Genomic DNA, 25,611 nt, shown 5'->3' with positions numbered 1-25,611 from the left:
GTTCTCCTGACCGGGACGCCCGCTTCGACACGTTCCATGACCAAGGCGAACGCCATGATCAGCATCGGGGTCACCAGCGCCATCCACATGAACAATCAGGTACCCGGACCGCTTTCGAATCAATCCGGCGGCCACCGGCAGGGTGATTTTCGACCGCCGCTCGCCAAGGCCGTCAAGCGGTGAAGGACTCGGCCACTGACGGGTCTCGCCCTCGAGTCGCTGTAGCGCGCCCGCAGCTTCGAACCAGGGGCCCGGACACGAAGGTGTCCGGGCCCCTGGTGTCGCCAAAGCTGAACCATTCCTCGGGACGTGCCGTTCGGCGTCAGCGGAAAAGACCCCTCGTCGGCAGTGTGGAGGCTTGCCCGTAACGCGGAGGCCAAGTTCGTTGTTCGTTTCCGCGTTCCATGGCACGCTCTACTGTCGCGGGAAGTGGCTCAGTTGTGCTGGATCGAGCCGCCACTGACAATGCCGCCCGCGGCGCAGCTTTCGGGCGACTGACCGATGGCCTGGTGTTGCCCCGGCGACAGGATCGGAATACCGATGCCGTTGAGCGAGTCCTCGACGGGAACCTGAATGCCGATAACATTGACGTTGTTGTCGCACAAGCCGAGCGTCGCGTTGACGTTGTGGAGTAGATCGAGATTGTTCAGATTGAGCAGTCCCAACTGGCCGCTGTAGTCCGAGCCGTAGTGGCTGTCCGGGGTATCAGCGGAGGCGATGCCTCCACCCAGCAGGGCGCCGGCGACGATGGCGGCCGCGACGATGCCGATCTTTTTGAGCATGAGTTCTCCTTGATGGCGAATGCGTCGGACATACGGACAGCGCCGAAAATCTCTCGGCCCTGCTCAGGACAAAAATATCGGCGCCGTTTACCTTGCCCTGTTCGAAGCCGCTATCGTGTGACCGTCGCGAGCCGCTGACCAGCAAATGTATGACTCGATCGGGTCACTACGGTGCCGACGGCTTCTCGGCAACCGCAGGCCGTGTCGTGACAGCCGTGTAACTGCCTCGCGACTCGGCATGGTTCCTGGACCAGCGGGAACGTTACTGCGGGAGGATGATCTCCGCGCCGGGTACGCGGTAGCGCGTTTCAGGATCGCTTGGGATGGCACCAAAGTCATGCCGGCGTCCTCGACGTTGTACTGGCCGGTAGGTCACCAGTGCCCTCGTGGCCGGGGTGCCTTTGGCGGTGAAAGCGGCCCACTGTCGTCGTACTCGTCATCTTTCGGGGGTTGTGATCACAGGAAAAGTGTCGCGGCCGTTCCCTCGGGTAGTCGGACCAGATGAGCACAACGGCGAAGGAAAGCGGAACGGCGGCCGCGCTGCAGGGGATCCGGGTCATCGATATGGCGGCTGTCGTGATGGGGCCCTACGCCGCGCAGATCCTGGGTGATCTCGGCGCGGACGTGGTGAAGGTCGAGCCGACGGCCGGGGACATGACCCGCCACAGCCAGCCGCAGCGGCACGATGGCATGGGTGCGCTCGCGTTGAACGTGAATCGCAATAAGCGGAGCCTGGCCGTGGACCTGAAAAGTCCGGAGGGAAAGGAAGCGTTCGTCGCCCTCGCCCGCAGCGCCGACGTGCTGATCACCAACACCCGGCCGGGCGGTCTGCGGCGGCTGGGTCTGGACTACGAGTCTCTCGCGGCGGTGAACCCCCGCCTTGTCTACTGCAACGCCCAGGGCTTCCGCGGTGACTCGGCACGTGCCGATTACGCCGCGTACGACGAGATCGTGCAGTCGGCGTCGGGGCTCACGGACCTGATGCGCCGGGCCACCGGGGTCCCGACGTACGTACCGACCATTCTCGCCGACAAGGTTTGCGCGCTCACGATCGTGTATTCGGTGCTCGCCGCCGTTGTCCACCAGCGCGCGACGGGTGAGGGTCAGCACGTCGAGGTGCCGATGACGGACACCATGCTGGCGTTCAACCTGGTCGAGCACCTGGCCGGGCAGACCTTCCAGCCGCCGACGGGCGAGGTGGGTTTCCCGCGGTCGCTCAGTCCCGGGCACCGGGCGATGCCGACCGCGGACGGCTGGGCGTGCATCATCCCCTACACGCCGCGCAACATCCACGACTTCTTCACCGCGGCCGGCCGGGTGGAGCTGGCCGACGACGTGCGGTTCAGCAGCTCGGCCGCTCTGGCGCGACACTACGCCGACCTCTACAAACTGATTGAGCAGCTGTCTCCGAGCAGGACCACGGCGGAGTGGGCCGAGATCTGCGCGGCGAACAGTATCCCCTTCTCGCCGGTGCTGGACCTGGACCGGGCCGCCGAGGACGCGTATGTCACGGAGGGCGGCCTGCTGAAGGTCGGCGAGCACCCGACCGAGGGCCCCTATCGTGTCATCGGCAACCCGCTGCGGTTCTCCGCGACGCCGCCCTCCATCCGCTCCCACACCCCGTCGCTCGGGCAGCACACGGCGGAGCTTCTCACCGAGCTGGGTTACGACGCCGCGACGATCTCCGCGCTCGCGGACCGGGGTGTGGTCCGCGTCGACGGACACCAGCCCGGGAACACGGCGACAGGAAAGTGACCGGTAAGCGCCATGCGAGCCGACGAAGTCCTCAAGGCGGGCACCACCCCCCTCACGGCACCGCCGTACACGCGGATTCGCCGCAGATTCACTGACCGGGAGTATTTCACTGTCGTCTACCGGACGGACCCGGACGCGCTGCGTCACGCTGTCCCCGAACCTCTGCAGGTGCGAGACGACCTGGTGCGCTTCGAGGTCATGCACATGGGTGATGTGCTCGGATTCGGTCCCTACACCGAGTGCGGACAGGCGCTCCCGGTCGTGTTCGACGGTGAGCACGGTGAGTACCTGCACGCGATGTACCTCAACAGCTTCGCGGGAACCGCGGCCGGGCGGGAGGGCAGTGCCTATCCGAAGGGGCTTGGTGAACCGGCGCTGCGCGTCGAAGGCGGCGCGCTGATCGGCACCCTGGACATCGGATCACTGCGCACAGCCGTTGCGACGATGGCCTACAAGTACGAGCCCCTCGATCTCGAAGAAGCGAAGGCCCAGATCACCCTGCCGACGTTCATGGTGAAGATCGTCGCCGGCTACGGCAAGCGACCGCAGGTCTGTGACCTCGTGCGCACCCGGATCACCGACATCACGGTGCACGAAGCGTGGTCCGGCCCCGCCCGGCTGCAGTTGTTCGAGCACGTCATGGCGCCGCTGGCGGACCTGCCGGTGCGCGCGGTGGTGGCGGCCTCCCACGTGCGCACCGACCTCACCCTCGAACCCGTGCACCCGGTGCACGATTATCTGGAGGAAATTTCATGACCGAGTCCACTTCCGGCACGGTCGCCGTGATCGGGGCGGGCACCATCGGGCTGTCGTGGATGACACTGTTCGCCGCCCATGGTTGGACGGTGCGTGTCCATGATCCCCGGCCCGATCTGGCGACGGCGGTCGCGGACGGGCTCCGCCAGTTCGGGCCGACACTGCTCGAGCCCGCCGATCCCGACCGGCTCGCCCGGCTCGTCCACGTCCACACCGAGGCGGCGGAAGCGGTCGCGGACGCGGATCTGGTGCAGGAGAACGGACCGGAGGACCTGGAGTTCAAACAGCGCCTGTTCGCCGAACTCGCCGAGGCCGCGCCACCGGGCGCGCTGCTGGCGTCGTCCACCTCAGGGCTGCAGCCCAGCGACATCAGCGCGCGGCTGACCGAGGCCGGTGCCGGGCGGATGCTCGTGGCCCACCCGTTCAACCCGCCGCACCTGCTGCCGCTGGTCGAAATCGTGGGCGGTGCGCGCACCACGGAGGACACCCTCACCCGCGCTGCGGATGTCTACCGGACGCTCGGCAAGGTACCGGTGCGCATCCGTAAGGAAACCTCGGGCTTCGTCGCGAACCGCCTGCAGTCGGCGCTATTCCGGGAAGCCGTCGACCTGGTGCTGCGGGGAGTTGTGACGCCGGCCGAAGTGGACACGATCGTCACGGAGTCCCTTGGCCCGCGGTGGGCCACCGGTGGCCCGTTCCTCACGTTCCACCTCGGTGGTGGTCCGGGGGGCTTCCGGCACTTCTTCGAGCACCTCGGACCGGGCATGGTGAGGCGCTGGAAAGACTTGGGCAGCCCCGAGCTCACCGACGAAGCGGCCCGCCGGCTCGTCGAGGCGACCGAAGACGAGTACGGCACGCACGACTACGCGGAGCTGACCCGCGCCCGAGATGTCCAAGAGATCGCCGTGCTTTCGGCGCGGGCCCGCGCCGCACGGCGTTCTTCGTCCCGAAAGGACCTCCGATGACCATCACGCAGAGCACCGGCAGCACGTTCCCCCGCTCAGGTGAGCATCCCTTCGAAACGCACACCGGGGACTTCTTCGGGTTCGAGAACCTGTTGTCGGAGACCGAACGCGGCATCGTCATGCGGGTACGCGAGTTCCTGCGCACGCGGGTCGACCCGATCATCAACGACTACTGGGCCCGGGCCGAGTTCCCGTTCGAAATCATCGACGGGTTCCGCGAGCTCGACATCGCCGGCCTGATGTACGAGGGATTCGCCGCCCACCGCGGTTCCCGGCTGCTCACCGGGTTCCTCGCCATGGAGATCTGCCGGTGCGACCCGTCTGTCAATACCTTCTTCGGGGTGCACACGGGTCTGGCGATGGGCAGCGTCGACCGCTGCGGGTCCGAGGAACAACGGCAACGGTGGCTGCCGTCGATGGCCCGGATGGAACAGATCGGCGCGTTCGCCCTCACGGAGCCTCATGGCGGCTCGGACGTCGCCGGTGGACTGGAGACCACCGCCCGGCGCGACGGAGACACCTGGATCCTCAACGGTGAGAAGAAGTGGATCGGCAACGCCACCTTCGCCGATCTGGTCGTCGTCTGGGCGCGCGACGTCGAGGACGGCCACGTCAAGGGGTTCGTCGTCGAGAAGGACACGCCGGGTTTCCACCCCACGAAGATCGAAGGCAAGATCGCTTTGCGGGCCGTGCAGAACGCGAACATCACCTTCGACGATTGCCGGGTCCCCGACGAGAACCGGCTCCAGCGGGCCAACAGCTTCCGGGACACCAGCGATGTGCTCCGCCTGACCCGCGGCGGGGTCGCCTGGGGCTCGGTCGGCTGCATGATGGCGGCGTACGAGCTGGCACTCGCCTACGCCAAGGAGCGCGAACAGTTCGGCCGTCCGATCGCGAAGTTCCAGCTCGTCCAGGACCACCTGGCCACCATGCTTGGCAACATCACCTCGTCTCTGGCCATGGTGGTCAGCCTCGCTCAGCTGCAGGACCACGGCGTCAACAAGGACGAGCACTCCGCGATGGCCAAGTCGGTGGTCACCACTCGCATGCGGGAGACGGTCGCCCTCGCGCGGGAGGTCTTCGGTGGAAACGGAATCCTGCTGGAGCACAACGTCGCCCGGTACTTCGTCGACGCGGAAGCCCTCTACAGTTACGAAGGAACTCGTGAGATCAACCAGCTGATCGTCGGCCGCGCGGTGACCGGAATGAGCGCGTTCGTCTGAGAGGCAGCGCAAGGTACGCACCTTCTTGAACGAGCTTCCGGACCTGAAGATCCTCAAGCCGAGCGTAAGTGCTGTCTTCGACCAGAAATCCCTCCAGAGAGCTGACTCCGGCGGGTTCGAGCTGTTCGCCGCGTTGCCGCGCGATAGCCGGCAGCGACACGGGTGAGGACCAGTGCCGCTCCGTATCCGTCCACCGGGAGGTAGTGGACCCGCTGGTGCAGGAAATACCGTGCGGCCCCCAGCCGTGACAACGTCGCGGCGAAAGGTTGTTCTCCGAACACGTCGGGCGGTGTGGCAAGGCTGCGCGCGACCATTCTCGCGCGGCGTCTTCGGGATCCGGCTCGGTGCTCGTCGACGAGGCTGGTGAGAGGACAGTTAGTTTCGGGGGTGCGCCTTCGGGCGCCGGAAAGGACTCGAACCGGGTAGCTGGAGGAGTGCTTCGGAGTGTCTGGGGTGCCCGAGGTGATCTAGTGTCGATTTTGGCGATCTTCCAGTGAGCTGCTTACGCTGTTCGCTGCATTGATTGCCGGCTGCAGCTAGTGTCGCGTGATCCTGCGGGTCTTACCCGTGATCAGACGGCGATCTCCGGAGATCGCCGATCTCCGGAGATCGCCGTCCAATCACGCGTAACCGCCGTCTGATCACGCGAGATCGCCGTCCGAGGAACGAAACCAAACCTCAAGCAAGCAGGATCGCGCGACACTAGTTGACGCGACCTGGTTCGACGAAGGCATTCCGGGGACCCATCTTGATCTGTCCGCCGTCCGGTGCGCGGTTGCCGTGGCGCGCTCGGGCCTGATCCGCGCCCGGTGGGCAGAGCGTGTGGTCGGCTCAAGCGAAGATCTCATCGGCGTGACGAGGCCGGTTGTCGTCGATGCTATGAGGTTAGGCCAACCGTGTAGAGCTCGTTTCCGGCAGTTTGCCACCTCTCCTCTCGGGTAGCCGCACTGTACGACAAAAAAATCGGGGGACGCAGGAATGCAGATCGACAAAAAAATGTCCACTGGTCGGTGTGGTGAATCCGCAGCGACAGAATCCGTCGCACGGCTCGGCAAGATCGGTATTCGGTCAGAAGTAGGACAACTGCGACGAGTCGTCCTGCATCGCCCTGGACGGGAGCTTGATCGAATAGTCCCGGAAAATCGTGATTCTCAACTGTTCGACGACGTGCCGTGGTTGGAAGCAGCCCAGGCGGAGCACGACAATTTCCGTTCGATTCTCGAAATAAGAGGCGTCGAGGTTGTCGAACTCCGTGATCTCATGGAAAACAGTTTGACCTACGAAGACACAATCCAGGCCTGGACTGATCTCTCCATCAGCAGCGGAATCCACGGGACACGTGTCCACGGCCAGGTCCGCGAGTACTTGACCCAGCTTTCACCCTTCGACATGTGCGAAATCCTGTTGTCGGGCCTCACTCAGGAGGAGTTCGACCTCGCCAGAGGTACGGTGCCCGACCACCTGGTCGACCTCGCCCAGCACTATGTCGTGGACCCGCTCCCGAACGCGGTGTTCGTGCGCGACAGCGGCACGTGGGTGGATACCACGTTGGTCGGTACTCGTTTCGCCTCTGGCGTCCGGCGACGGGAAGCACAGTATGTCTCCCATGCGTGGCAGCGAGCCGGTGCCCGGACGCTGAGATCCGGGGCGGAGCTAGGCCCGGCGGTCGAAGGCGGGGATGTGCTGGTGGCCGGGAACGGCTGCGTTCTGATCGGGGTGAGCTGCCGCACCTCGGCCGCCGGGGCCACCGAGCTCGCCCGTGAACTCCTGACCCAAGGTCAAGCCGGATCTGTACTGCTCATCAGGCTGCCGGAGGCCCGCAGCACCATGCATCTCGACACCGTCATGACGATGGTGGATTGGGATACGTTCCTGGTCAGCGGTGAGCACGTCGCTTCGTTGGCGGGCTTCCGCGTCCGGCTCGACCGGGCCGGGGGCGTAGCGCTCACCGCCGTGGACGACTTGTTCGGCGAACTGGCCTGCTTGCTCGGCGTGCCGGTCGTGCGGCAGGTCTCGGCCGCGGGGGATGTCTTCACGCGACGCCGGGAGCAGTGGGCCGATGGCGCCAACGTGCTGGCGATCCGCCCGGGGGTCGTCGTGGCCTATGACCGCAACCGGTTCTTCAACGACGCGCTCGAGAAGGCCGGAATCGAAGTCCTGACTCTGCCCAGCGGCGAACTGGCTCGCGGTCGTGGCGGGCCGCACTGCATGTCGTGCCCGGTTCTCCGGGACTGAAACCACCGTAGGCGTCGGCATCAGGCCGTCGCCGGCACATCACAAAGGAGATCGACGATGACCACTTTGTACGAGCGCAGCGACCCCGCCGATGCCGCCATCGGCAAGCAGACCGTGCGGGACGTATACGAACAGCTCGCGGCGGAATACGACGAGCGCATACCGGGCGCGGGGCACGCCGACGACATGTTCACCGATTCGGAGATGCGTTTCCTCATGTCGAAGGTTCATTCCGGCACGAAAGTGCTGGACATGGGCTGTGGCACCGGAAGATTCACGGTTCCGCTCGCCTTGGCCGGTGCGGATATGACCGGGCTCGATCTCACGGCGGCGATGCTCGACCAGGCACGTGCCAAAGCCAAAGCCGCGGAAGTCGACATCGAATTCCGCCAGGGCGACATGGCCTCGTTGCCGTTCCCTGACAATTCGTTCGAGGTCGTGACCAGCATGCTGGCACTGATGCATATCCCGTTGTCCGACCGGCAGAGCGTCTTCAGTGAAGTCGCTCGCGTCCTCAAGCCTGGCGGCCGGATGCTGCTGTGTGTGAAGAACGGCGTCTTCGAACGGATGTTCAGCGGTGACCGGTTCGCCGAAGTCGACGTCACCGACGTCGAGAACAAGGAACTGGTCTTCACCCAGACCCAGGCGGGCGAAGAGCTGCGGGCTCCGTGGTTCAGCTTCACGCCGGACGAGCTCACTCTGCTGTTCGCCCGCGCGGGCATGAGCGTGACGCATCTGAAGGGGAACTCCCCGATCAGCGTGTGGCTCTCCGAGCAGGCGCTCGCCGACAAGGGCATCCGTTCGGTCGTGCAGACACTGGAGGCCACGCTGTCGGACGTCCCGCCGTTCAACCACCTCGGCTACCACCTGCTGATCGAAGCCGCGAAGCCGCTGTGAGGCGATGACATGCTGTTGACCGGTGAAGACATCGCGCACCACAAGGCACCGCCCTGGGTCGAGGAAGCACACGCCGAGTTCGTGGGCGTGCTGCACGATCCCGAGTATCCGTGCTACTTCGCCGGGCAGGCCGAGCGCCAAGGGCATCTGCGGTACAGCTTCGTCGTTGGGGACGATCTGACGTCCCTGCCGTCGACGCTGGCCCGATTCGCCGACGTGTCCCGGACGGCACCGCGTAACCGGCACGTCCTGACCGTCTTCTTCGACGAGACGACGGACCTGGACACCGACGGGCGACGGTTCTGGAACGCGCTGCAGTGGCTGCACGAGCACGATCCGGCACCCTGGCCCGCGGACGTCCCGCGCGATCCCGACGACGCGGCGTGGGAGTTCTGCATCGCGGGGGAACCGATGTTCGTGTTCCCCAGCATCCCCGGCTACCGGCAGCGGCGCAGCCGCGGGGTGGGCAGTCACTTCGCGCTGTGCTTCCAGCCACGTCGCATCTTCGCCGGAGTCGAACGGCAGGACCCCGGCGGCGAAGCCATCCGCACGCGGATCTACGACCGCGTGCGCCGCTGGGACGACGTACCGCCCCACCCGGATCTGGAGTTCCTCGCCTACGGCGATCCCCAGATGCGGGAATGGAAGCAGTACGCCCTGCCCGACGGAAACGATCCCCTTCCCCGCACCTGCCCTCTTCACACCGCCTGATCAAAACAGAAAGGGCACTTCGATGACGAAGACCGCTCCGCAGCCCGAAGCCGCCACGACCCGGTCTTGCGGAGCGGTCTTCGCCGATCCGGCATGGCGCGACGCGTGGCGACACGCCACAGTCGAGCCCGCTCTCGCCGACCGTGTCCTGACAGGACTGGACAACCACGACGACGAGGTGACCGGCGTCCCGTTGTACCGGCTCACCGGGTCCGCGCTGTGGCGAGGCTACGAAGACGACGCCGGCATGGTGGACGTGCTGCCCGGGAACGTCGCGTTCCTCTCCAGCGTGTACGCGATTTCCAACCCGCTCAACCGCCTCACCGAACCGGACGCGGTCAGGGTGCTGGACGAGGCCTTCGAACAGGCCACGGACTGGGGATGTCCTCTCCTGCTGGCCACCAACCTCGAACCCGGCCCGGTCCTCGACCACTTGCGGTCGGTGCGCCAGTCACCGGCGGAAATACGACTCGACGCGACCTGCCGCGCGGTGCTGCCCGGCTCGGAGGACGAGTTCATGGCCACGCTGGGCCGCTCCGCGCGGTCCGACATCCGCCGTCGGCACCGGCGCGCCATCGAACAGGGAGTCACGTTCCACCGGCGGTGGGGGCGGGACGCTCACGGCAAACTGGCGGAGTTCCTGGCGCTGAGCGAACAGTCGGCGACGGAACACGGGAACCCGCCGCTCTACGACCTCGAAACCCTGCAGGCGATCGTCGAGGTACCCGGCGCCGTCCTCCTCACCGCCGAGCACGATGACAAGATCCTCGCCGGCTCGATCGCGTTCCTCCACGACGACTGCCTCCTGGTCTGGGCCGCGGGCGTCGACTACTCGGCGCTGCGGGTGTACCACCCCTACGTTTTCCTGCTCCGCGAGACGATCGCCCTGGCCATGCACCTTGGCTGCCGCGAACTCGACCTCGGCAGGGGCACCTTCGAGTTCAAGACCCGCCACGGCTTCACCCCGACCGTCCTGACGACGCTGGCCTACCCACTCGGAGACACCGCGGCGGACACCCTGACGCCGCTCCACGAGATGGACCGGCGTATCACCGCGTTCCTGGCCCTGTGATGCGGCGGTTCCCGAGCGCGGCGATGACCGCGCTGCTGGCCACCGCCTCGCTGCAGAACGTCGCCTACACCATCCTCATCCCCTTCGTCCCCACGCTGCGCGACGACTACGGGATGAGCGTCTTGATGATCGGGTTGGCCTTCAGCGGTTTCACCGCGGTGAAGGCACTGGTCCAGCCCCTCGGCGGCTGGGCCGCCGACCGGTACTCGCCACGGGCGGTGGCCATCCTGGGCCTGATGACCGCGGCGGTGGCAACTGGGGGCTTGGCCGCGACGACGTCCGCGACCGGCGTGGTCGTCTGCCGGCTGGTCTGGGGCCTCGGCGAAGGGTTCAGCATGCCGGCGCTGTACCGGCTGGTCAGTGACCTCGCCCGCGACACCGGCACCAGCCCAGGCCAGGCGATGGGATGGTTCGGTTCCGCGGCCGTCATCGGCATGACCGCCGGACCTGGCCTGGTCGCACTGCTGTCCCCAGCTTTGACGTTCTCGGGGGCCTTCATCCTCGGCACTGTCCTGACCGTGGCCAGCGCCGGACTGCTGCTCTGCGTGCAGACCAGGTCCCCGGCGCACAGCCAGGAGGCCGCGGCGCCCGTCTCCGGCGACAGTCTCCGGCTACCCCGCCGAACGCTGTGGATCATGGTCGCGGGCCTGGGTCTGATCGACCTGCTCAACAACTTCCTTTACTCCGCACTCGAGCCAGTCCTGCCGTTGTTCGTCCACGACGAACTGGGCATCGACGACCGTTCGATCTCGTTCTTGTTCTTCTGCGGGCTCGGCGTGTTCGCCGTGGTCTCCCCGCTAGCGGGGCACCTGACAGCGAAACGAGCCCCGGTGCTGCTCGCCGCCGCGGCACTCGGCCTGCAAGCCGCCGCACTCGGCCTTCCACCCCTGTTCGGCACTTATTCCGCCTACGTCACGGGTTTCCTGATCCTGATGAGCCTGCAACCCGTCGTCTTCGTCGGCGTGCGCACCGGCCTCGCGACAGTCAACGCAGGCGCCCAAGGCAAAGCGTTCGGCTGGTTCGGCCTGATCTCGGACCTCGGCTGGGTCGCGGGCCCGCTTGTCGCGACCGGGCTTCTGGCAGCCTGGCAGTCGGCCGTGTTCTTCGCCTTCGCGGGGATCGCCGTCATCGGAGCCGCTGCCGCGTTGCTTACCCATCGCGTCGGTGGGCGTAGACCACTCGATTCGTCCAGCTGGGAACCTGCCCCTGACGAGGGCAGACGTCCGGTCGGCAGCTAGCTTGAGTTTTGACCTGTTCGGCGGGGTCGTGGGTCGCTGGGCTTTCATGCTGTGCCTTACAGGTGCCTCAGCCCGGAGTTGATCACCGACGGCACGGCGGTGTAGTGGTTCTCCCTTGGGAAGATGCGGCAGGTGACCCGGAGTCCGGGATAGTCACGGAGGCGGAGCGTCTGCGCAGTCGTGTCATGGAGCCGAGGATGTCGCCCGAGGCCGTCAACGCTTCGGTGGCCTCTGCTTCCTCCGCGCCGAGGAAGAGATCTCCGCGCGGCCGCGGCCCGCGCGGGGCCGCCGATCAGATACTTGGTGAAGGCTTCGGTTCCGTTCAGCAGCGCGTAGGTGGCGAAGTGACCGCCTACGGAGTCACCGAGGAGGCCATGGTCGGTCTCGTCGAAGCGGAACTCGCGCGCCAGTTCGGGACGGAGTTCGTCGACGAGGAAGGCGAGAACCACGTGGAGTTCCCCTCTGTCTACGGCAGAGTGTTCCTCTTTCGCGAAAAGGTGCACCTGCACGACTGCTGCCGACATTCATTGCTGGCCAGCATCGCCTCGAACACCGCGGTCGTTTCGTTCAAATGCTGCACCCCGGGCGGCAGCATCACATGCGCCGCACCGTCCAACTCAACCTGTCGCGCCACCGACCTTTCAGTTGCAGTGGATACCACATCGTTCGATCCACATCGGACAATCCAGGTCAACGACACACCACGACCGCCAGCGACATCGCCAGATATCCCGCTGATCAGCAAGACAGGAAATGTTGGAGTGCGGCCAAGGTCGCATCAGATGCGATAACGGTACCTTCCGTTAAGGTGATCGTTGTGGCCGTAGTTTGCAAGGTGGGTCGCACCGGGCGGCGAACTACAATCGTTCGGCGTGACGACGCTCGTCGTAGCCCTGCTGGCACTTCTGGATTTCGTCTGCGTGGGCGGTCGTCCAGTCGTACAAGTGGCCGAAGGGTTCGCGCAGGGATTCGCCGAGCGGGGTAAGGGAGTACTCGACTCCGACCGGTGAGGTCGGCAGCACGCGCCGTTCGATCATCCCGTTGCGTTCCAGGCGGCGCAGGGTCTGGGTCAGGACCCGCTGGGTGACGCCTTCGAGGCGGCGCTTGATGTCGTTGAACCGGCGCGGCTTGGCGAGGACGGTCATCACCATCATCGACCACTTGTCGGCGATCTGGTCGAGGATCGGGCGGCTGGGGCAGTCGGCCCGGTAGACGACGTCCGTGCCGGTGCTTGGAGTGGCCATGTCGGTATCCTCCACGATCCTTGAGATGCCGAAAGTGCGTTATTGACGCCGGTCTCCCGTCGCTCAAGGCTAGGTATACATCAGGAACTTAGCTGCCTGACAGGTACGGATCGGAGATTCTTCGTGCACCACGACGCCTACGCGACCCTGCGAGTGAGCCATGAGGCAGGCATCGCCCGTGTCACCCTCGACAACCCACCAGTCAACGTCCTGGACGTCGCCCTCATGGCTGACCTGCGGCGGCTGTTGACCGGGCTGCGGAACGACGACTCGGTCCGGGTGATCGTGTTCGACAGCGCCGATCCGGACTTCTTCATCGCCCACGTCGACATGTCACTCGTCGACGCGCCGGACGCCTTCGACGAACTCGCGGCCGACACACCCGACGGTGTCAACGTCTTCCAAGCCCTCGGGGAGTTGCTCCGGCACCAGCCTCAGGTGACGATCGTCAAGCTCGCCGGCCTGGCGCGCGGCGGAGGGGCGGAGTTCGTCACGGCGGCGGACATGGCATTCGCGGCGATCGGTCGCGCCGGGATCGGCCAGGTCGAGGCCCTCATGGGCATCGTCCCCGGTGGCGGAGGCACCCAGTACCTCGCCGGCCGGATCGGCCGCAACCGCGCCTTGGAAGTGGTGCTCGGCGCCGACCTGCACGACGCGCGGACCGCCGAACGCTACGGCTGGATCAACCGGGCCGTCCCCGCCGATGAACTCGACGACGTCGTCGACCGCCTGGCCCGCAACATCGCCGCACTGCCCGAAGGTGTGGTCGCCGCGGCCAAACGCGCCATCGTTCCCGCTGACCTGGCCGAGGGCTTCCTGCGCGAACACGACGCCTGGGCTGGCCAGATTGCCCGGCCCGCGGCCGAACAGTTGATCCGAGGCGGACTGGCCCACGGCGCCCAGACCCGCGACGGCGAACGCGATCTGGAGGGCTTGCTCCGCAAGCTGACCGGCTGATCAGCCGGGTACTTCTTCCGCGACAAGTGATCAACGCTCGGATGGCAAACTGACCATCAAGTCCCTTGCCGCCGGAGCCGTGCTGCTGCGGGAGAAGATCACCCGGGAACGTGACGACTTCAGGGCGAGCAACGAGCAGTTCGCCCGTGTCGTCCACGTCTTGGAGGTCGAAAACCAGCAGCTCCGCGCAGCCGGTCAACGTTCGCCCCTTGCACCGTCCCACAACGTGATTTGCCGGTAACCCGGGGGACGGACAGGACCATCCCCTGGGCGCGGGCTTCCCAGGGGTTGGCACGGATGGTCAGCGGAACAGGCGGAAGAACCCGCGCACCTGCTTGACCAGTGACTCCGGCTGCTCCAGCGCGGCGAAGTGGCCACCCTGCGGCAGCTCCTCGAACCAGCGCAGGTCGGTGAACCGCAGCTCGGCCTCCCGCCTCGACGGGCGGGTTATGTCGCGCGGGTAGACCGACAACCCCGATGGCGCGGTCACCTTGTCCCGGAAGTTGGCGAAGCTCTCCCAGTACAGGCGCGCCGACGACGTGGCCGACGCGGTGAACCAATAGACCGAGATCTCGTCGAGGATCGTCTGCCGCGACAACGCGTCCTCGGGATGGCCGTCGTTGTCCGTCCACGCCCAGAACTTCTCGGCGATCCAGGCGGCCTGCCCCGCCGGGGAGTCGGTGAGGCCGTAGCCGAGCGTCTGCGGCCGGGTCGCCTGGATCGCCGAGTACCCCCGGCCGGTGCGCTGCATCTCTTTCTCGGACTCGAGGTTCGCCAGCTCCGCGGGCGTCGGGTCGTCGAACGTGCCCGCCGCCACGGATCCCAGGTTCAGGTGCACGCCGGCGACCCGTTCGGGCGCCACCTCGCCCAGCACCGCGGACACCGCCGAACCCCAGTCACCGCCCTGCGCGCCGTACCGTTCGTAACCCAGCGAGACCATCAACGTGTCCCAGGCGCGCGCGGTGCGAGTGATGCCCCACCCCGTCGTCGACGGCTTGTCACTCCAGCCGTACCCGGGCAACGACGGCGCGACCACGTGGAACGCGTCCGCCGGGTCACCGCCGTGCGCGCGCGGGTCGGTCAGCGGGCCGAGGACTTCCAGGAACTCGAGCACCGAACCCGGCCACCCGTGCGTGAGCACGAGCGGGAACGCGTCCGGCTCCGGCGAGCGGACGTGCAGGAAGTGGATGCCCAGTCCGTCGATCGTGTCGCGGTACTGCGGGAACACGTTCAGCCGCTCGGCGAACCCGAAGTCGTAGTCCTCGGCCCAGCTGCGGCACAGCTCCTGCGTATACGCCAGCGGCAAACCCTGTGACCAGTCGTCCACCGGCTCGCGCTCGGGCCACCGTGTCCGTCGCAATCGTTCACGCAGGTCCGCGATCTCGGCTTCGGTGATGCTGACCTCGAATGGCTTGGCGGACATGGCAAGGCTCCTTACTGGTCAAGGCGTTATGGGATCGGATGCAGGTGGACCGTCATCGCGGGCTCCCACGCGTGACGTCGGTTTCGGGGCGCCGGTCGGCGGTAGGGCGCCGGGTCAGGCTGAGGACGAGTCCGGCCAGGGGGAGTGCCGCGAGCACGGCGAGGGCCACCGGCACCGGCACGACGCCGGACAGACCCGCGACAGCGGCCGGACCGATCCCGCCACCCAGGGCGTTCATGAAGTTGAGCAGGCTCTGTGCGGTGTCGCGGTCGTCCGCGGCGACCAGGTCAGGCGCGAGGCTCACCAGTACGGCTTGGGTGCCGGCGAACCCGCACACGGTCAACGCCGTGCCGGCGACAATCGGGATCGGCCCGGTGAAGATCGCGACCACGAGCACGCCGGCGACGGTGAGTGCCGCAAGCCCGGCCGACACTTGCCAGCCGGTGAACCGGTCGGTCAAGGTGCCGACCAGCCGCCCGGCCAGCACCGAACAGGCGGCGGCCGGGACCAGGAGCACGCCGGCTTCCAGGGGGCCACCGCCCGTGGCCTGCTCGATCAGGGACGGGGCGCGGAACAGCACCCCGTAGTAGCCGGCGAAGACGGTCCCGCCGATGAGCCCGGCCGCCAGGAAGCCGCGGGATGCGATCACCCGCCGAGGCACGAACCCGTCGGGGGTGCTTCGCACGCGCCACCACAGTCCCACGGCAGCGAGCGCCCCGGCGGCGGCCACGACGAGCGTGACCGGAGCGGGCAGGCCGACCGAGTGTGCCTGCAGCAACGTGATCAAGGAGCCGGCGAGTACCGACAGCACGGCCGCGCCGACGATATCGAGTCGCCCGGTCGAGCCGTTTCGGTCGCCGCTACCGCTACGCGTCAGCGCGTGCCTACTCGGCAACGCGGCCAGCAGGAGGGGCAGCGCGAGGACCGGGATCGCGAGCACGGCACGCCACCCGAGCCATACGGTCACCGCCCCGCCCAGCAGGGTCCCGCACCCCGACGCCGTCGCGCTGGCGGCCGCGATGATTCCCAGGGCGCGGATCCGTTCCCGCCCGGGAAGGGCGGTGGCCGCGGCGAAGACGGCGATCACGGTCGCGCCCGCCCCGGCGCCGCCGATCAGTCGGCCGACGATCACGACGGACAGTGTCGGCCCGGCTCCGGCGAGCGCGGAGCCCGCGGCGAGCACCACGACCCCGGCGACGAGGATTTGGAAAAGGCTCCAGCGGACCAGCAGCCGTCCCGCGACCGGCATCGCGAGCGCGGAGGTCAGCGACCACGCGGCGAGAATCCATGCGGTGGCCCCGAATGGCACCGCGAATGCGCGGCTGATGGCAGGCAGGGCCACCGACGGCGCTCCCAGCGCCACGTACATCGGCAGCACCAGCATCCCCAGAGTCAGCCCCAGCCGACGCCCGTCCGGGGCGTGGTTCGATCCCCCGCTGGGGGCTCCTACGGCGGGAGTCCTCTGCGGCATCGTCGCCTCCTCCCCGGGTCTGTTTTGTGACACGTGAAAGCTACTATGAATGTCACACTACGAACGGCGAGGAGATACGTCAAATGCTTGATGCGTGTTACACCGCCTCGGCGGTCCAGACGGCCGTCGACCTGGCCAACACCTTGAGGCCGATCAAGGGAGAGGACGCGCTCGAGACCGTGGAGCAGCTCCGGGACTTCCTTGACGACCATCCCGCGGCTGAGCCTCCGAGTTCGGCCGCGAACCAAGGGACCGGTCCGCGGCATCTCACCCACGCCGACCTGGCGGAAGTCCGCGCGTTGCGCGAGACGGTGCGTGAAGTGCTCGAGCGGGCGAACGCGGACGCGGTCGAAGCGGAGGCTCTGATCAACGACGGTCTGCGCCGCAGCCGCGCCACCCCGGTACTGCGCCACGAGGACGACCGCTGGTGGACCGAGGTGACCTCCGACACCGACCGCTGCTCGGCGCACCTTGCCGCGACCACCCTCAGCGCACTGGCCTCCGTGATCGCCACGCTCGGTCCCGCTCGTCTCGGCGTATGTGCCGGGCTGACCTGCCGGGCCACTTTCGTGGACCTCTCGCGCAACGGCTCGAAGCAGTACTGCACCCGAACCTGCGCACACCGGGCCAGCGTCGCGGCCTACCGGAGCCGGCGCAGCCCGCGTTGAGCGCCGGCACCTGACCCTGCCAGGCCGGCTCTGGGGTTTCGTCCGAGCCCGCGTTCGACGAACTCGTTCGGGCCTCCGAGTGCGTCCCTCGCGATACGATCTACATCGCCGCGAAAGTCGCAATGCAGACCCGAGCCAACGCGTAGAAGGCACGTGGGTTCCCCGTCGACAAAAACGACGTCGACAACCCCATTTTTCTCGCGCTCTTCGACGCCCGCGTCCTGTGCGTCGTTCGCTGCGGCGCCTACGTCGATCTGCTCCACCAACTGCGCTCCCCAAGGTTTCTTGTCCGTTGAAAACGACGACGACGAGGAGCAACACATCGGGCTCGCCATTTCGGTCCAGGGCCTTCGCGCGATTCGACGGGCAATTCTCGACCTCGACGAGTTCCAAGCAGCGGCGGATCTCAAGCAAGATCGAGCCGAGCCATGGGGGCTGGTGACGGAGCAGGCCCTGGGCACCCATGCAACACAGCAGGACTTGACACGGAAGTCGAGTGGCCCGGCACCAGCGAACCCGCCCGCAAACAGGCCGAGCACTACGGGGCCCGCTATGCAACTGGTAGCCGAACTCGAAGACCTGACCCGCCCGGAAAGGGAGGCTCTCACAGTACCTGTATCGCCAGGGTCTCCCAGACGTCCAGGACGCCTGTCAATCTGTTTGAGTTACGCGGAGAAAAAGTAATGGATCCACGGGAGGCGCGCACGGCGGCCGCCTGGGAATCCTTCCCAGGAGCCCCGAACGAAAGCGCCGACAGCTGCACCGGACGCGCGACTGTGACAGCACATGCTTCCACGATAGAACGGACGAAGACCAATGGCGGACAACCGGTTCACCACGCACTCAGACCTTTTCGATCTGAGTGGGAAGTACGCACTTGTCACTGGCGGCACCAGGGGCATTGGGATGATGATCGCGCGCGGCCTTCTGCAGGCGGGCGCCCGCGTCGTCGTCAGCTCACGCCAGGCAGACGCGTGCGCGGAGGCACAGCGTTCACTGTCCGAATTCGGCGACGTTCAAGCAATCCCCGCCGACCTGTCCAAGTACGACGAGTGTCAGCGCCTCGCTGATCTGGTCAAGGCCGACTCGGAACGCCTGGACATCCTCGTCAACAACGCGGGAGCGATGTGGCGCGAGCCGCTGGAGACGTTCCCGGCCGAGGCCTGGGACGCGGTGATCGACCTCAACCTCAAGTCGCCGTTCTGGCTGGTGCAGGCGCTGCTGCCCGCACTGCGCAGGGCGGGCACCGCCGATGATCCCGCGCGGATCATCAACATCGGCAGCATCGCCGCCATCCACGTCGCCGAGGCGCCCAACTACTCGTACGCCAGCAGCAAAGCGGCACTCCATCAACTCACCAGGGTGCTTGCCAGGGAACTGGGCCCACAGCACGTCACGGTGAACGCGGTAGCCCCAGGAGTGTTCCCGTCGCAGATGATGGCGGCCACGATCGATGCCATCGGCGACACGATCGCGGCGAAGGCCCCCCTGCGCCGTCTCGGGCGCGACGACGACATGGCAGGTATCGCCGTGTTCCTCGCCAGCCGGGCCGGATCCTACCTGACGGGCACCATCGTCCCGGTTGACGGCGGCACCGCCACGACCGCATCAGGTACCTAGGCGCGCGAGGCTTTGTCGGCGGCCGACGGGCCCTTGAGAGTACCTCCAAGTCGGATCTCAACGGGGTACCTGCAGTACCTCCCTTCGCTTGCGGACAGGGCCTACCGTGAAGGGGTGGCCACGATAGATCTGCGCACTGAGATCAAGGAGTTCCTGAGTTCGCGTCGCGCGCGGATCACGCCCGAGCGGGCTGGACTGCGCGCCTACGGCGGCAACCGCCGGGTCAAAGGTCTGCGTCGCGAAGAGGTAGCTCTACTGGCAGGGGTATCGGTCGACTACTACGTGCGTATGGAGCGCGGCAGCCTCGCCGGTGCCTCCGATGGGGTGCTCGACGCGTTGGCCTCCGCCTTGCACCTTGACGAGGCCGAGCGCGATCACCTGTTCCACCTCGCGCGGCAGTCCAAGACGCCCGGCGGTCCACGCCGCCGGCGACCCGCCGTGACGGTGCGTCCGGCGCTTCAGCGGGTGCTCGACGCCATCACCGATGCACCGGCGTGGATTTGCACCAGCCGGTATGACGTGCTGGCCATGAATCACCTTGCCCGCGCGCTGTATTCACCGGTGCTGGCCGACACGCGACGGCCGGCGAACACCGCGCGATTCGTGTATCTGGATCCCGAGGCGGCAAAAACGTTCTTCGTCGACTATGACCGAATCGTCTGCGATGTAGCCGCGAAGCTACGTATGGAAGCCGGCCGCAATCCGCACGACGAGGAGCTGATCGCCCTGGTCGGTGAGTTGTCGACGCGCAGTGAACTATTTCGGCAGCGGTGGGCATCTCGGGACGTTCGGCTCCACCGGTCCGGACGCAAGCGTCTGCACCATCCGGTAGTGGGCCAGCTCGACCTGGACGTCGAGTCGATGGAGCTGCCTGCCGAACCCGGCCTGCTCCTGACCGTCTACACCGCGCCCGCCGGCACGGCGACCGCGGACGGTCTGGCCCTGTTGGCGTCGTGGGCGGCTAGCCAGGAGAAGCTGGCGACCGAGATCCAAGCACTCAGCTGATAGTCCAACCTTCTCAGTCAGTCTGAGTCAGCGCTGAACGATCGGCGAGAGCGTCCGGCCCACGTTGGGAAAGCCTTTCGCGTGATCGTAAGTCGACCTGGGCGCCCGCAGTTGGGGCGCAGGCAAACCCAGTTCCCTGCATTCCGGTCCGGCGCCCGCGCCGAGGTCGACGACGCAACGGGCCCCGAGGTCGTCTGCCAGCGCGAGGCAGGGCTTAAGTCCGCTCACGCACTCCGGACCCAGGCAGGACACAGTCAACTCGCAGCACCGCTGTTCGAAGGTGGCCCGCGCCGAGCCGATGATCCGCTCGATCCGGCCGAGTGGCTGCAAGCGCTCGGCGCACCAGCGCAGCTTGGCGCAGTTCCTCCTCGCGCAGCTCGACCGGGCAGACCTCCTCAGCCAGCCTCGCCGTCGGCCTGACCCGCGCGGCCTACGTCGGCACCGAGGCCGCCAGCGCGCTGACCATGCATCTGACCAAGATGGCCACCTACGGAGCCGGTGATCTGCTCACCGGCCGGTTTCGGCTCTACAGCCCGCTCGTCGCCGTGCTGCGCAGGCCGCACGTTCGTGCCGGGCTCGCAGCGGACCCGGCACGGTCGGCCATGAGGTTGCGGGGTCCCACGTCGGAAGCTTCACGGATGCCGAACTCATGATCTTCCGTTCAGGGTTGATCGAAGATAGTGACTACGCTCTGCGGTGCGTCCCGGCCGTAGAAGATTTCCAGGTTCTGCGCCGAGCGGCCGGCGACCTCGCTACTACGCAGGAACAGCCGCTCTTCGTAGGCGGCGAGCGCGACCTCGATGTCGAGTTGCTCGACCATCTCGCTGGCCAGGTCGGCGCCGTCGTACATGGCGAGGTTCGCGCCCTCGCCGGCAAAGGGCGACATCAGATGCGCGGCGTCGCCGACGAGCGTCACACCAGGTGTCCTGTCCCAGCTGAGCCCGACGGGAAGGGCATAGATGGGTCGGAGCAACGGTTGTGCGTCGCTCTCTGTCACGAAGTCGGTGAGCAGCGGTGACCAGCCGTCGAACTCGTTGCAGACTTGACGGAGGCCAGCGGACGGGTCGCCGAAGTCGATAGACCTCATCCATACCTCGGGCCTGTTCAGCACCACGTGGCCGCGCACGAGCCCGTTGGCGTAGCGATGGACGGTGATGCCTTTGCCCGGCGCGGCCGCCATCAGAGTGCCGCTGCCGATCGCGGCCACGCTGGCCCGATGGTTCGGGTCGCCTGAGGTAAGAGCGATCTCGATGAAGCAGGTTCCGCTGTAGAGAGGTGTGGCGGGGGTGAGCAGCGGACGCACCGTCGACCAGGCACCGTCCGCGCCGATGACGATGTCGGCGCGCGCGGCGGAACCGTTCGCGAAGGTGAGGTCGCAACCGCCCTCCGGACGTTGCCGGATCGGGACTCTATCTCGGCATCCGCCTCGCGGGCGACCACGACCAGAGCCGGTGGGTGGTCACCGGCGAACGTGGTGAAGGCATGACGCAGTTTCATGATTCTCCTCGGTGAACGCCGCCCCCGTGAGCAAACCTGACCGATCTTGCTCGTATTCCCGTCGCTCCGCACGGAACCAGCGGCGTCCAAGTCGATGCGAACGCGGTGCCTGGCAGCTCTGCGGGGGTGATCCTGATCAGTTGCCGGACGGCTTGCGGTCCTGCACCCGGCGGGCGATGGCGAGTGCGATCGGCGCCAGGAGCCAGCACAGGTACGCGCCGGTGTCCCCGGCCAGGAACGAGACCGGAATCGAAATCCCGAACACCGCGGCCAAGCAGACGCTGCGCAGCAGGCTTTGGGCGAACACCCAGGGCGGGCCGTCGGTCCGGTACAGGTGTTCTCGCCGGATCTCCCGGATGATGAGCGCGAACGACGCGGAGGCCAGAACCTGCACCATCGCGTACAGGCTGAACCGGAGCGGGAACGCTCCCTCGGCGGTGATCACCCGCGTCGCGAACGGCATCAGGACCTGCATGAACAGCCATCCCAGGGTGAGGCTGATCAGGCGGCTGCTCAACGAGCGGACATAGGGGAAGATCTCGTGGTGGGCACGCCAGTGGGCGGCGATCACCGCGAAGCTGAGCGCGAAGGCGAGGTATTCCTCGCCGTGGGCCGAGATCGAGCTCAGCATGGCGTCGGTGGTGTCGCCGTGGGGGATCGGGAGATCCAGCGCCAGCAAGGTGAGCGCAATCGCGATCACCGCGTCGGCGAAGATGGTGAGCCGCTCGGCGGCGGCCTTCCCGATCGTGTGGTCCGTCTGGGTCGTCATGGTGAGGAACAGCTCCCGCGTTCTCAGGCGGCGATTTCCGTGGCCGGTCGCGGGGCGGGCGCGAGCCGCCGGGACCGTACGGCCAGGATGATCATGACCGCCGGGATCAGGATGTCGGTGACGAGGACTCCGCCGGTGTTGCCGGGGGCGTGGTCACCGCCCGCGAACCATTGGTAGACGTGGCCGATCACGGCTCCCCAAAGGAACATCCCGCCGCCGAGGCCGATGGTGATGCGCTCGCGCGCGGACGCCGAGGCGGCCCGGAAGCCCAAGACGGCCATGCCGAGGTTGGCGAAGGCGATCTCGAACATGAACGGCGTCCGGTCGAAGCCGATCGCCGTGGCCATGACGTCCGGGAAAGCCAGGAAAGCGACCGTCATCCACAGGCTGCCACAGCCGAAGGCACCGATGGCCCACCAGCGCTGCCAGATCTCCAGCCGTTCCTGAGGTGACGTCGCGTGGCGGGCCCGGAGGAAGGCTCCGACGGCGGGCACGACGATCCAGACCAGCGGGAAGGCGGATTGGGCGAGGTAAGAGAAGTTGTCCATGACCACAGTCTTACCTAGTTAATATTAACAAGTCAACACTCTGGTATGGTGAGGTCGTGGATGACGGACTCGCAGACCTGCTGCACCGCGTGGTCATGCTGATGGGCGAAGCCGCCCGGCGGCGCGCCGATGCCCCCGACGGTTTGACCTACAGTCAGATACGGCTTCTGGGCACACTCGAGGACATCGAGCCGACGACGCAGCATGGGCTCGCCCAGGCGCTGTCGATCTCCGATCCGGCGATCAGCCGGGCCTTGCGGCCACTCGAAGCGGATGGTCTGGTACGGATCACCGTCGACCCGGAACACGCGCGGCGTCGGCTGGTCCGGCTCACCGATCTCGGCCGGAAAGCCTTCCACGCCGCGGGAAAACCGCTTTCTGACGAGTTCCGTGAGGGGCTCGTCGCGGCTGGCTTCCCTTATGAGCGCTACCTCGAAGACACCCTTCGGCTGGCCGAAATCCTCGCGGTCGACTGAGGTCTGCCTCGGCTGCCGGGAGGCGAGAGGGGGCGCGGGCCGTCACCGGCGCTGTGCGCGGCTCGTCGGCGGCTTCCTGGAGGCTTTCCTGGCCGGGCTCACCCGGCTACCCCTGGTAGCCGATGGCCGATCAGCGGCTGTCGCGGTCCGCAGGCCGATCAACAGGACCGCCGTGGGTAGGGCCTGCACCAGTGGGACGACGGGGGTGTTCCCGATGGTCTTCGTCTCGCTCGGCCGACAGGCTGGCCGCATGTCGCTCTCTCCCTCTCGTCGTGGTTTCATCAAAATGAGTGCCACGGCCGCCGTCGGTGTGGCGTCTCTCGGCATCGCGGGCCCCGCGTATGCGGCCGAGTCGCCGCGGATGATGCCGCTGCGGATCCGCACTCCTCGTGGCACTTTCGACGCTGTGGCCGCCGGTCCGCGGCATGGCCGGAAAGTGCTGTTGTTGCACGGCTTCCCTGAATACGGCATCGAGTGGGAGCATCAGTTGCGCGCACTCGCCGCCGCCGGTTACCGGGCGGTGGCGCCCGACCAGCGGGGCTACTCGCCGGGCGTGCGGCCAACCGGGATCGAGAACTACCACCTGGATTACGCCGTCGGTGATGTCCGGGCGATGGCCGATTCCCTTGGCTGGCAAAGGTTCGACCTGGTCGGACATGACTGGGGTGCGGCGGTCGCCTGGATCGCCGCAGCGAAGTACGCACGCCGAGTGCGGTCGCTGACCGCTGTCTCCGTGCCGCATCCCGCTGCTTTCGCGGAGGCGCTGCGGACCGATCCCGTGCAGCGGGAAGCGTCGAAGTACATGGAGTTCTTCCGGCAGCCCGCTCCGATCCCGGAGAATTCGATTCTCGCGTCGGGGCCGCCCAAGCTGCCGGGCGTCCCGCCGGAGAAGTGTGCGGAGTACTTCCGGCGGCTTTCCCAGCCGGGTGCCCTGACCGCCGCGCTGAACTGGTACCGGGCCAACGATTTCGAGGGCTACGAGCAGCGGGTCGCGGTACCGACGCTCTTCATCGCGAGCACGGGCGATGCCATGGTCTCGCCGTCGGGCGTGGAAGCGACCCGGAACTGGGTCACGGGACCGTACCGGCTGGAGAATCTCGCCGGAATCGGGCACAACATCCCCGAGGAGGCCGCCGAGACCACGACGGCCCTGCTCCTCGCACATCTCGCTTCGGTGTGCTTTTAGGAGGGCCGAAGGGCGGCTTTCACCCGGTGATGCACTTTGCGTCGAGGCCACCTGTGGTCGCGGTCGCAGGCCCTGACGATGACCGACTTTGCCTTGTCCAGTGCCAGCCACCCCTGGCTGGCGCTCCAGCCTGTTCGACAGTCTGACTCAGAAGCAGGGATGTGCTTGTACCCCAGTGGAAAACGGTGCGGCGGGGGCGTTGTCCTCGAGGCGTGCGTAGAGTGTGCGGATGAGCGCGTTGCCGGAACAGCCAGTGGTTCACGAGTCGGGTATCCCGATGTATCTGGTGCGAGAGGGAAGCGGGACAGCCGAGCGAGGTGCCCGCGACACGGTCGGTGGGTGGCCGTTCCTTCCGGCGGGGGAGCCGTGGCCGGTGTGCTTCTGCGGTGAGCGGATGGTGTTGTTCTTCCAACTCGACATTCCGGTCGACATCGCCGTGTTCGGTGGGGAGCACCTGCTGGTGTTCCAGTGCCCCGCGCATAATGACGCGGTTTCCGCCGACGGCGGATCAGAGCAGCTGCCAGAAAGGTTCTGGGACCGGCCGCCGCAGCGCTACCACAGTGAAGGCGCGTTCTGGCGGATCATGCTCCACCGCGACGACACCACCCCGAGCGACGAGGTGGACTCGTATCTTCTACCGAAGCCACTTGAGGTCGGTCCTGCGACGGAACGGATCACGGTGTGGTCGCTCGGGGACGCACTCCTGGACGGACGGCCCGCGGATGAGCTGTTCGCCGCACGGGGCAACGGCGTGGACGAGTTCAAACTCGGTGGTGTCCCGTGCTGGGCCCAGGCTCGCGAGTCCTACACATGTCCTTGCGGCGCGGAGCTGGTTTTCGTCTGCCAGCTGCCCAAGGACACCGGGTTCGAGAAGCACTCGCACCAGCCGGCGCAGAACCTCACGTTCCACTCCGACCAGTACGGCCTGTTCCTCGGCAACATGCTCTACATCTTCGCCTGCCCGGCACGCTGCCACCCCGCCGCGGCATGGCCCGTGAACCAGAACTGACCACCGCACGACCCGGCCGACGTCGGTTGCCGCGGGGTGTCGCCGTTCGCGGCGATGGCCTGAACGGCTGGGCTCCGGATGAGGCCATTCGGCTGACGCGCTGC

Annotated in this window: 26 protein-coding genes; 19 read left to right on the top strand and 7 right to left on the bottom strand. The window is 66.9% G+C overall.

Annotated elements, in window-relative coordinates:
- Positions 1-36 precede the first annotated feature (36 nt).
- Positions 37-183 (top strand): hypothetical protein, encoded by a 147-nt coding sequence (locus ACM6LU_RS33180; protein ID WP_414941775.1) that lies wholly within the window; start codon positions 37-39, stop codon positions 181-183.
- 251 nt (positions 184-434) lie between these two features.
- Here ACM6LU_RS33180 and ACM6LU_RS33175 read toward each other — a convergent pair whose 3' ends face one another.
- Entirely contained in the window at positions 435-782 is a 348-nt protein-coding gene (locus ACM6LU_RS33175; protein ID WP_414941774.1) for a hypothetical protein, read from the bottom strand.
- Positions 783-1,283: 501 nt separating this feature from the next.
- On the opposite strand from ACM6LU_RS33175, the gene ACM6LU_RS33170 reads away from it, so the two are divergent.
- The 10 genes from ACM6LU_RS33170 to ACM6LU_RS33125 all read left to right on the top strand — a co-directional run bounded on the left by ACM6LU_RS33170 (position 1,284) and on the right by ACM6LU_RS33125 (position 12,425).
- Positions 1,284-2,537, top strand: a complete 1,254-nt coding sequence (locus ACM6LU_RS33170; protein WP_414941773.1) for a CaiB/BaiF CoA transferase family protein — start codon at positions 1,284-1,286, stop codon at positions 2,535-2,537.
- 12 nt (positions 2,538-2,549) lie between these two features.
- The gene (locus ACM6LU_RS33165) at positions 2,550-3,293 is read left to right on the top strand and encodes an acetoacetate decarboxylase (protein ID WP_414941772.1); all 744 of its coding nucleotides are present in this window, start codon (positions 2,550-2,552) and stop codon (positions 3,291-3,293) included.
- On the top strand, positions 3,290-4,258 hold the full coding sequence (locus tag ACM6LU_RS33160; RefSeq protein WP_414941770.1) for a 3-hydroxyacyl-CoA dehydrogenase NAD-binding domain-containing protein: 969 nt from the start codon (positions 3,290-3,292) through the stop codon (positions 4,256-4,258). The genes ACM6LU_RS33165 and ACM6LU_RS33160 overlap by 4 nt, the downstream gene beginning before the upstream one ends.
- Complete coding sequence (locus tag ACM6LU_RS33155; RefSeq protein ID WP_414941769.1) at positions 4,255-5,481, top strand: acyl-CoA dehydrogenase family protein; 1,227 nt, start codon at positions 4,255-4,257, stop codon at positions 5,479-5,481. Before ACM6LU_RS33160 ends, ACM6LU_RS33155 begins: the two co-directional genes overlap by 4 nt.
- 978 nt (positions 5,482-6,459) lie before the next feature.
- Positions 6,460-7,716 carry an arginine deiminase family protein gene (locus tag ACM6LU_RS33150; protein WP_414941768.1) on the top strand — a complete coding sequence of 419 codons (1,257 nt, stop codon included), beginning with the start codon at positions 6,460-6,462 and terminating at the stop codon, positions 7,714-7,716.
- A 57-nt stretch (positions 7,717-7,773) separates the two neighbouring features.
- On the top strand, positions 7,774-8,613 hold the full coding sequence (locus tag ACM6LU_RS33145) for a class I SAM-dependent methyltransferase (protein ID WP_414941767.1): 840 nt from the start codon (positions 7,774-7,776) through the stop codon (positions 8,611-8,613).
- Positions 8,614-8,622: 9 nt separating this feature from the next.
- Positions 8,623-9,324 (top strand): YqcI/YcgG family protein, encoded by a 702-nt coding sequence (locus ACM6LU_RS33140; protein ID WP_414941766.1) that lies wholly within the window; start codon positions 8,623-8,625, stop codon positions 9,322-9,324.
- 22 nt (positions 9,325-9,346) lie between these two features.
- On the top strand, positions 9,347-10,396 hold the full coding sequence (locus ACM6LU_RS33135; protein WP_414941765.1) for a GNAT family N-acetyltransferase: 1,050 nt from the start codon (positions 9,347-9,349) through the stop codon (positions 10,394-10,396).
- Complete coding sequence (locus ACM6LU_RS33130) at positions 10,396-11,634, top strand: MFS transporter (protein WP_414941764.1); 1,239 nt, start codon at positions 10,396-10,398, stop codon at positions 11,632-11,634. The genes ACM6LU_RS33135 and ACM6LU_RS33130 overlap by 1 nt, the downstream gene beginning before the upstream one ends.
- 197 nt (positions 11,635-11,831) lie before the next feature.
- Complete coding sequence (locus ACM6LU_RS33125) at positions 11,832-12,425, top strand: hypothetical protein (RefSeq protein ID WP_414941763.1); 594 nt, start codon at positions 11,832-11,834, stop codon at positions 12,423-12,425.
- A gap of 66 nt (positions 12,426-12,491) precedes the next feature.
- Here ACM6LU_RS33125 and ACM6LU_RS33120 read toward each other — a convergent pair whose 3' ends face one another.
- Positions 12,492-12,878 carry a winged helix-turn-helix transcriptional regulator gene (locus tag ACM6LU_RS33120; RefSeq protein ID WP_414941762.1) on the bottom strand — a complete coding sequence of 129 codons (387 nt, stop codon included), beginning with the start codon at positions 12,876-12,878 and terminating at the stop codon, positions 12,492-12,494.
- Positions 12,879-13,001: 123 nt separating this feature from the next.
- Here ACM6LU_RS33120 and ACM6LU_RS33115 point away from each other — a divergent pair, with 123 nt between their 5' ends.
- On the top strand, positions 13,002-13,835 hold the full coding sequence (locus ACM6LU_RS33115) for an enoyl-CoA hydratase/isomerase family protein (RefSeq protein WP_414941761.1): 834 nt from the start codon (positions 13,002-13,004) through the stop codon (positions 13,833-13,835).
- 301 nt (positions 13,836-14,136) lie between these two features.
- Here the strand turns inward: ACM6LU_RS33115 and ACM6LU_RS33110 are convergent, their stop codons facing one another.
- Positions 14,137-15,258, bottom strand: a complete 1,122-nt coding sequence (locus ACM6LU_RS33110) for an epoxide hydrolase family protein (RefSeq protein WP_414941760.1) — start codon at positions 15,256-15,258, stop codon at positions 14,137-14,139.
- A gap of 52 nt (positions 15,259-15,310) precedes the next feature.
- Positions 15,311-16,729 (bottom strand): MFS transporter, encoded by a 1,419-nt coding sequence (locus ACM6LU_RS33105; RefSeq protein WP_414941759.1) that lies wholly within the window; start codon positions 16,727-16,729, stop codon positions 15,311-15,313.
- Positions 16,730-16,812: 83 nt separating this feature from the next.
- On the opposite strand from ACM6LU_RS33105, the gene ACM6LU_RS33100 reads away from it, so the two are divergent.
- The 4 genes from ACM6LU_RS33100 to ACM6LU_RS33085 all read left to right on the top strand — a co-directional run bounded on the left by ACM6LU_RS33100 (position 16,813) and on the right by ACM6LU_RS33085 (position 20,675).
- Entirely contained in the window at positions 16,813-17,397 is a 585-nt protein-coding gene (locus tag ACM6LU_RS33100; protein WP_414941758.1) for a CGNR zinc finger domain-containing protein, read from the top strand.
- A gap of 816 nt (positions 17,398-18,213) precedes the next feature.
- Complete coding sequence (locus ACM6LU_RS33095) at positions 18,214-19,017, top strand: SDR family oxidoreductase (protein WP_414941757.1); 804 nt, start codon at positions 18,214-18,216, stop codon at positions 19,015-19,017.
- Positions 19,018-19,131: 114 nt separating this feature from the next.
- Positions 19,132-20,022, top strand: coding sequence for a helix-turn-helix transcriptional regulator (locus ACM6LU_RS33090; protein ID WP_414941756.1), 891 nt, complete (start codon positions 19,132-19,134; stop codon positions 20,020-20,022).
- Between the two features lie 320 nt (positions 20,023-20,342).
- Positions 20,343-20,675 carry a hypothetical protein gene (locus tag ACM6LU_RS33085; protein WP_414941755.1) on the top strand — a complete coding sequence of 111 codons (333 nt, stop codon included), beginning with the start codon at positions 20,343-20,345 and terminating at the stop codon, positions 20,673-20,675.
- A gap of 8 nt (positions 20,676-20,683) precedes the next feature.
- Here the strand turns inward: ACM6LU_RS33085 and ACM6LU_RS33080 are convergent, their stop codons facing one another.
- From ACM6LU_RS33080 to ACM6LU_RS33070, 3 genes are all read right to left on the bottom strand, one after another.
- Positions 20,684-21,325 (bottom strand): FAD-dependent oxidoreductase, encoded by a 642-nt coding sequence (locus tag ACM6LU_RS33080; RefSeq protein WP_414941754.1) that lies wholly within the window; start codon positions 21,323-21,325, stop codon positions 20,684-20,686.
- 330 nt (positions 21,326-21,655) lie between these two features.
- Complete coding sequence (locus tag ACM6LU_RS33075) at positions 21,656-22,288, bottom strand: TMEM175 family protein (protein WP_414941753.1); 633 nt, start codon at positions 22,286-22,288, stop codon at positions 21,656-21,658.
- A 23-nt stretch (positions 22,289-22,311) separates the two neighbouring features.
- The gene (locus tag ACM6LU_RS33070; protein ID WP_414941752.1) at positions 22,312-22,836 is read right to left on the bottom strand and encodes a DUF6790 family protein; all 525 of its coding nucleotides are present in this window, start codon (positions 22,834-22,836) and stop codon (positions 22,312-22,314) included.
- Positions 22,837-22,892: 56 nt separating this feature from the next.
- On the opposite strand from ACM6LU_RS33070, the gene ACM6LU_RS33065 reads away from it, so the two are divergent.
- From ACM6LU_RS33065 to ACM6LU_RS33055, 3 genes are all read left to right on the top strand, one after another.
- On the top strand, positions 22,893-23,312 hold the full coding sequence (locus tag ACM6LU_RS33065; RefSeq protein ID WP_414941751.1) for a MarR family winged helix-turn-helix transcriptional regulator: 420 nt from the start codon (positions 22,893-22,895) through the stop codon (positions 23,310-23,312).
- A gap of 214 nt (positions 23,313-23,526) precedes the next feature.
- The gene (locus tag ACM6LU_RS33060; RefSeq protein ID WP_414941750.1) at positions 23,527-24,498 is read left to right on the top strand and encodes an alpha/beta fold hydrolase; all 972 of its coding nucleotides are present in this window, start codon (positions 23,527-23,529) and stop codon (positions 24,496-24,498) included.
- Positions 24,499-24,727: 229 nt separating this feature from the next.
- Positions 24,728-25,507: a hypothetical protein gene (locus ACM6LU_RS33055; RefSeq protein WP_414941749.1), complete on the top strand. Its 780-nt coding sequence runs from the start codon at positions 24,728-24,730 to the stop codon at positions 25,505-25,507.
- The last annotated feature ends 104 nt before the right edge of the window (positions 25,508-25,611 follow it).

The organism is Amycolatopsis sp. cmx-11-51, from assembly GCF_047608665.1.
In the GTDB taxonomy this organism is placed as follows: Bacteria; Actinomycetota; Actinomycetes; order Mycobacteriales; family Pseudonocardiaceae; genus Amycolatopsis.
This window is presented reverse-complemented; position numbering and strand designations above follow the sequence as displayed.

What these genes read in the sequence shown, in the direction of transcription:
- ACM6LU_RS33180 (WP_414941775.1), top strand. Translation starts at nt 37, where the DNA reads ATGACCAAGGCGAACGCCATGATCAGCATCGGGGTCACCAGCGCCATC.
- ACM6LU_RS33175 (WP_414941774.1), bottom strand. Translation starts at nt 782, where the DNA reads ATGCTCAAAAAGATCGGCATCGTCGCGGCCGCCATCGTCGCCGGCGCC.
- ACM6LU_RS33170 (WP_414941773.1), top strand. Translation starts at nt 1,284, where the DNA reads ATGAGCACAACGGCGAAGGAAAGCGGAACGGCGGCCGCGCTGCAGGGG.
- ACM6LU_RS33165 (WP_414941772.1), top strand. Translation starts at nt 2,550, where the DNA reads ATGCGAGCCGACGAAGTCCTCAAGGCGGGCACCACCCCCCTCACGGCA.
- ACM6LU_RS33160 (WP_414941770.1), top strand. Translation starts at nt 3,290, where the DNA reads ATGACCGAGTCCACTTCCGGCACGGTCGCCGTGATCGGGGCGGGCACC.
- ACM6LU_RS33155 (WP_414941769.1), top strand. Translation starts at nt 4,255, where the DNA reads ATGACCATCACGCAGAGCACCGGCAGCACGTTCCCCCGCTCAGGTGAG.
- ACM6LU_RS33150 (WP_414941768.1), top strand. Translation starts at nt 6,460, where the DNA reads ATGCAGATCGACAAAAAAATGTCCACTGGTCGGTGTGGTGAATCCGCA.
- ACM6LU_RS33145 (WP_414941767.1), top strand. Translation starts at nt 7,774, where the DNA reads ATGACCACTTTGTACGAGCGCAGCGACCCCGCCGATGCCGCCATCGGC.
- ACM6LU_RS33140 (WP_414941766.1), top strand. Translation starts at nt 8,623, where the DNA reads ATGCTGTTGACCGGTGAAGACATCGCGCACCACAAGGCACCGCCCTGG.
- ACM6LU_RS33135 (WP_414941765.1), top strand. Translation starts at nt 9,347, where the DNA reads ATGACGAAGACCGCTCCGCAGCCCGAAGCCGCCACGACCCGGTCTTGC.
- ACM6LU_RS33130 (WP_414941764.1), top strand. Translation starts at nt 10,396, where the DNA reads ATGCGGCGGTTCCCGAGCGCGGCGATGACCGCGCTGCTGGCCACCGCC.
- ACM6LU_RS33125 (WP_414941763.1), top strand. Translation starts at nt 11,832, where the DNA reads ATGTCGCCCGAGGCCGTCAACGCTTCGGTGGCCTCTGCTTCCTCCGCG.
- ACM6LU_RS33120 (WP_414941762.1), bottom strand. Translation starts at nt 12,878, where the DNA reads ATGGCCACTCCAAGCACCGGCACGGACGTCGTCTACCGGGCCGACTGC.
- ACM6LU_RS33110 (WP_414941760.1), bottom strand. Translation starts at nt 15,258, where the DNA reads ATGTCCGCCAAGCCATTCGAGGTCAGCATCACCGAAGCCGAGATCGCG.
- ACM6LU_RS33105 (WP_414941759.1), bottom strand. Translation starts at nt 16,729, where the DNA reads ATGCCGCAGAGGACTCCCGCCGTAGGAGCCCCCAGCGGGGGATCGAAC.
- ACM6LU_RS33100 (WP_414941758.1), top strand. Translation starts at nt 16,813, where the DNA reads ATGCTTGATGCGTGTTACACCGCCTCGGCGGTCCAGACGGCCGTCGAC.
- ACM6LU_RS33095 (WP_414941757.1), top strand. Translation starts at nt 18,214, where the DNA reads ATGGCGGACAACCGGTTCACCACGCACTCAGACCTTTTCGATCTGAGT.
- ACM6LU_RS33075 (WP_414941753.1), bottom strand. Translation starts at nt 22,288, where the DNA reads ATGACGACCCAGACGGACCACACGATCGGGAAGGCCGCCGCCGAGCGG.
- ACM6LU_RS33070 (WP_414941752.1), bottom strand. Translation starts at nt 22,836, where the DNA reads ATGGACAACTTCTCTTACCTCGCCCAATCCGCCTTCCCGCTGGTCTGG.
- ACM6LU_RS33060 (WP_414941750.1), top strand. Translation starts at nt 23,527, where the DNA reads ATGGTCTTCGTCTCGCTCGGCCGACAGGCTGGCCGCATGTCGCTCTCT.
- ACM6LU_RS33055 (WP_414941749.1), top strand. Translation starts at nt 24,728, where the DNA reads ATGAGCGCGTTGCCGGAACAGCCAGTGGTTCACGAGTCGGGTATCCCG.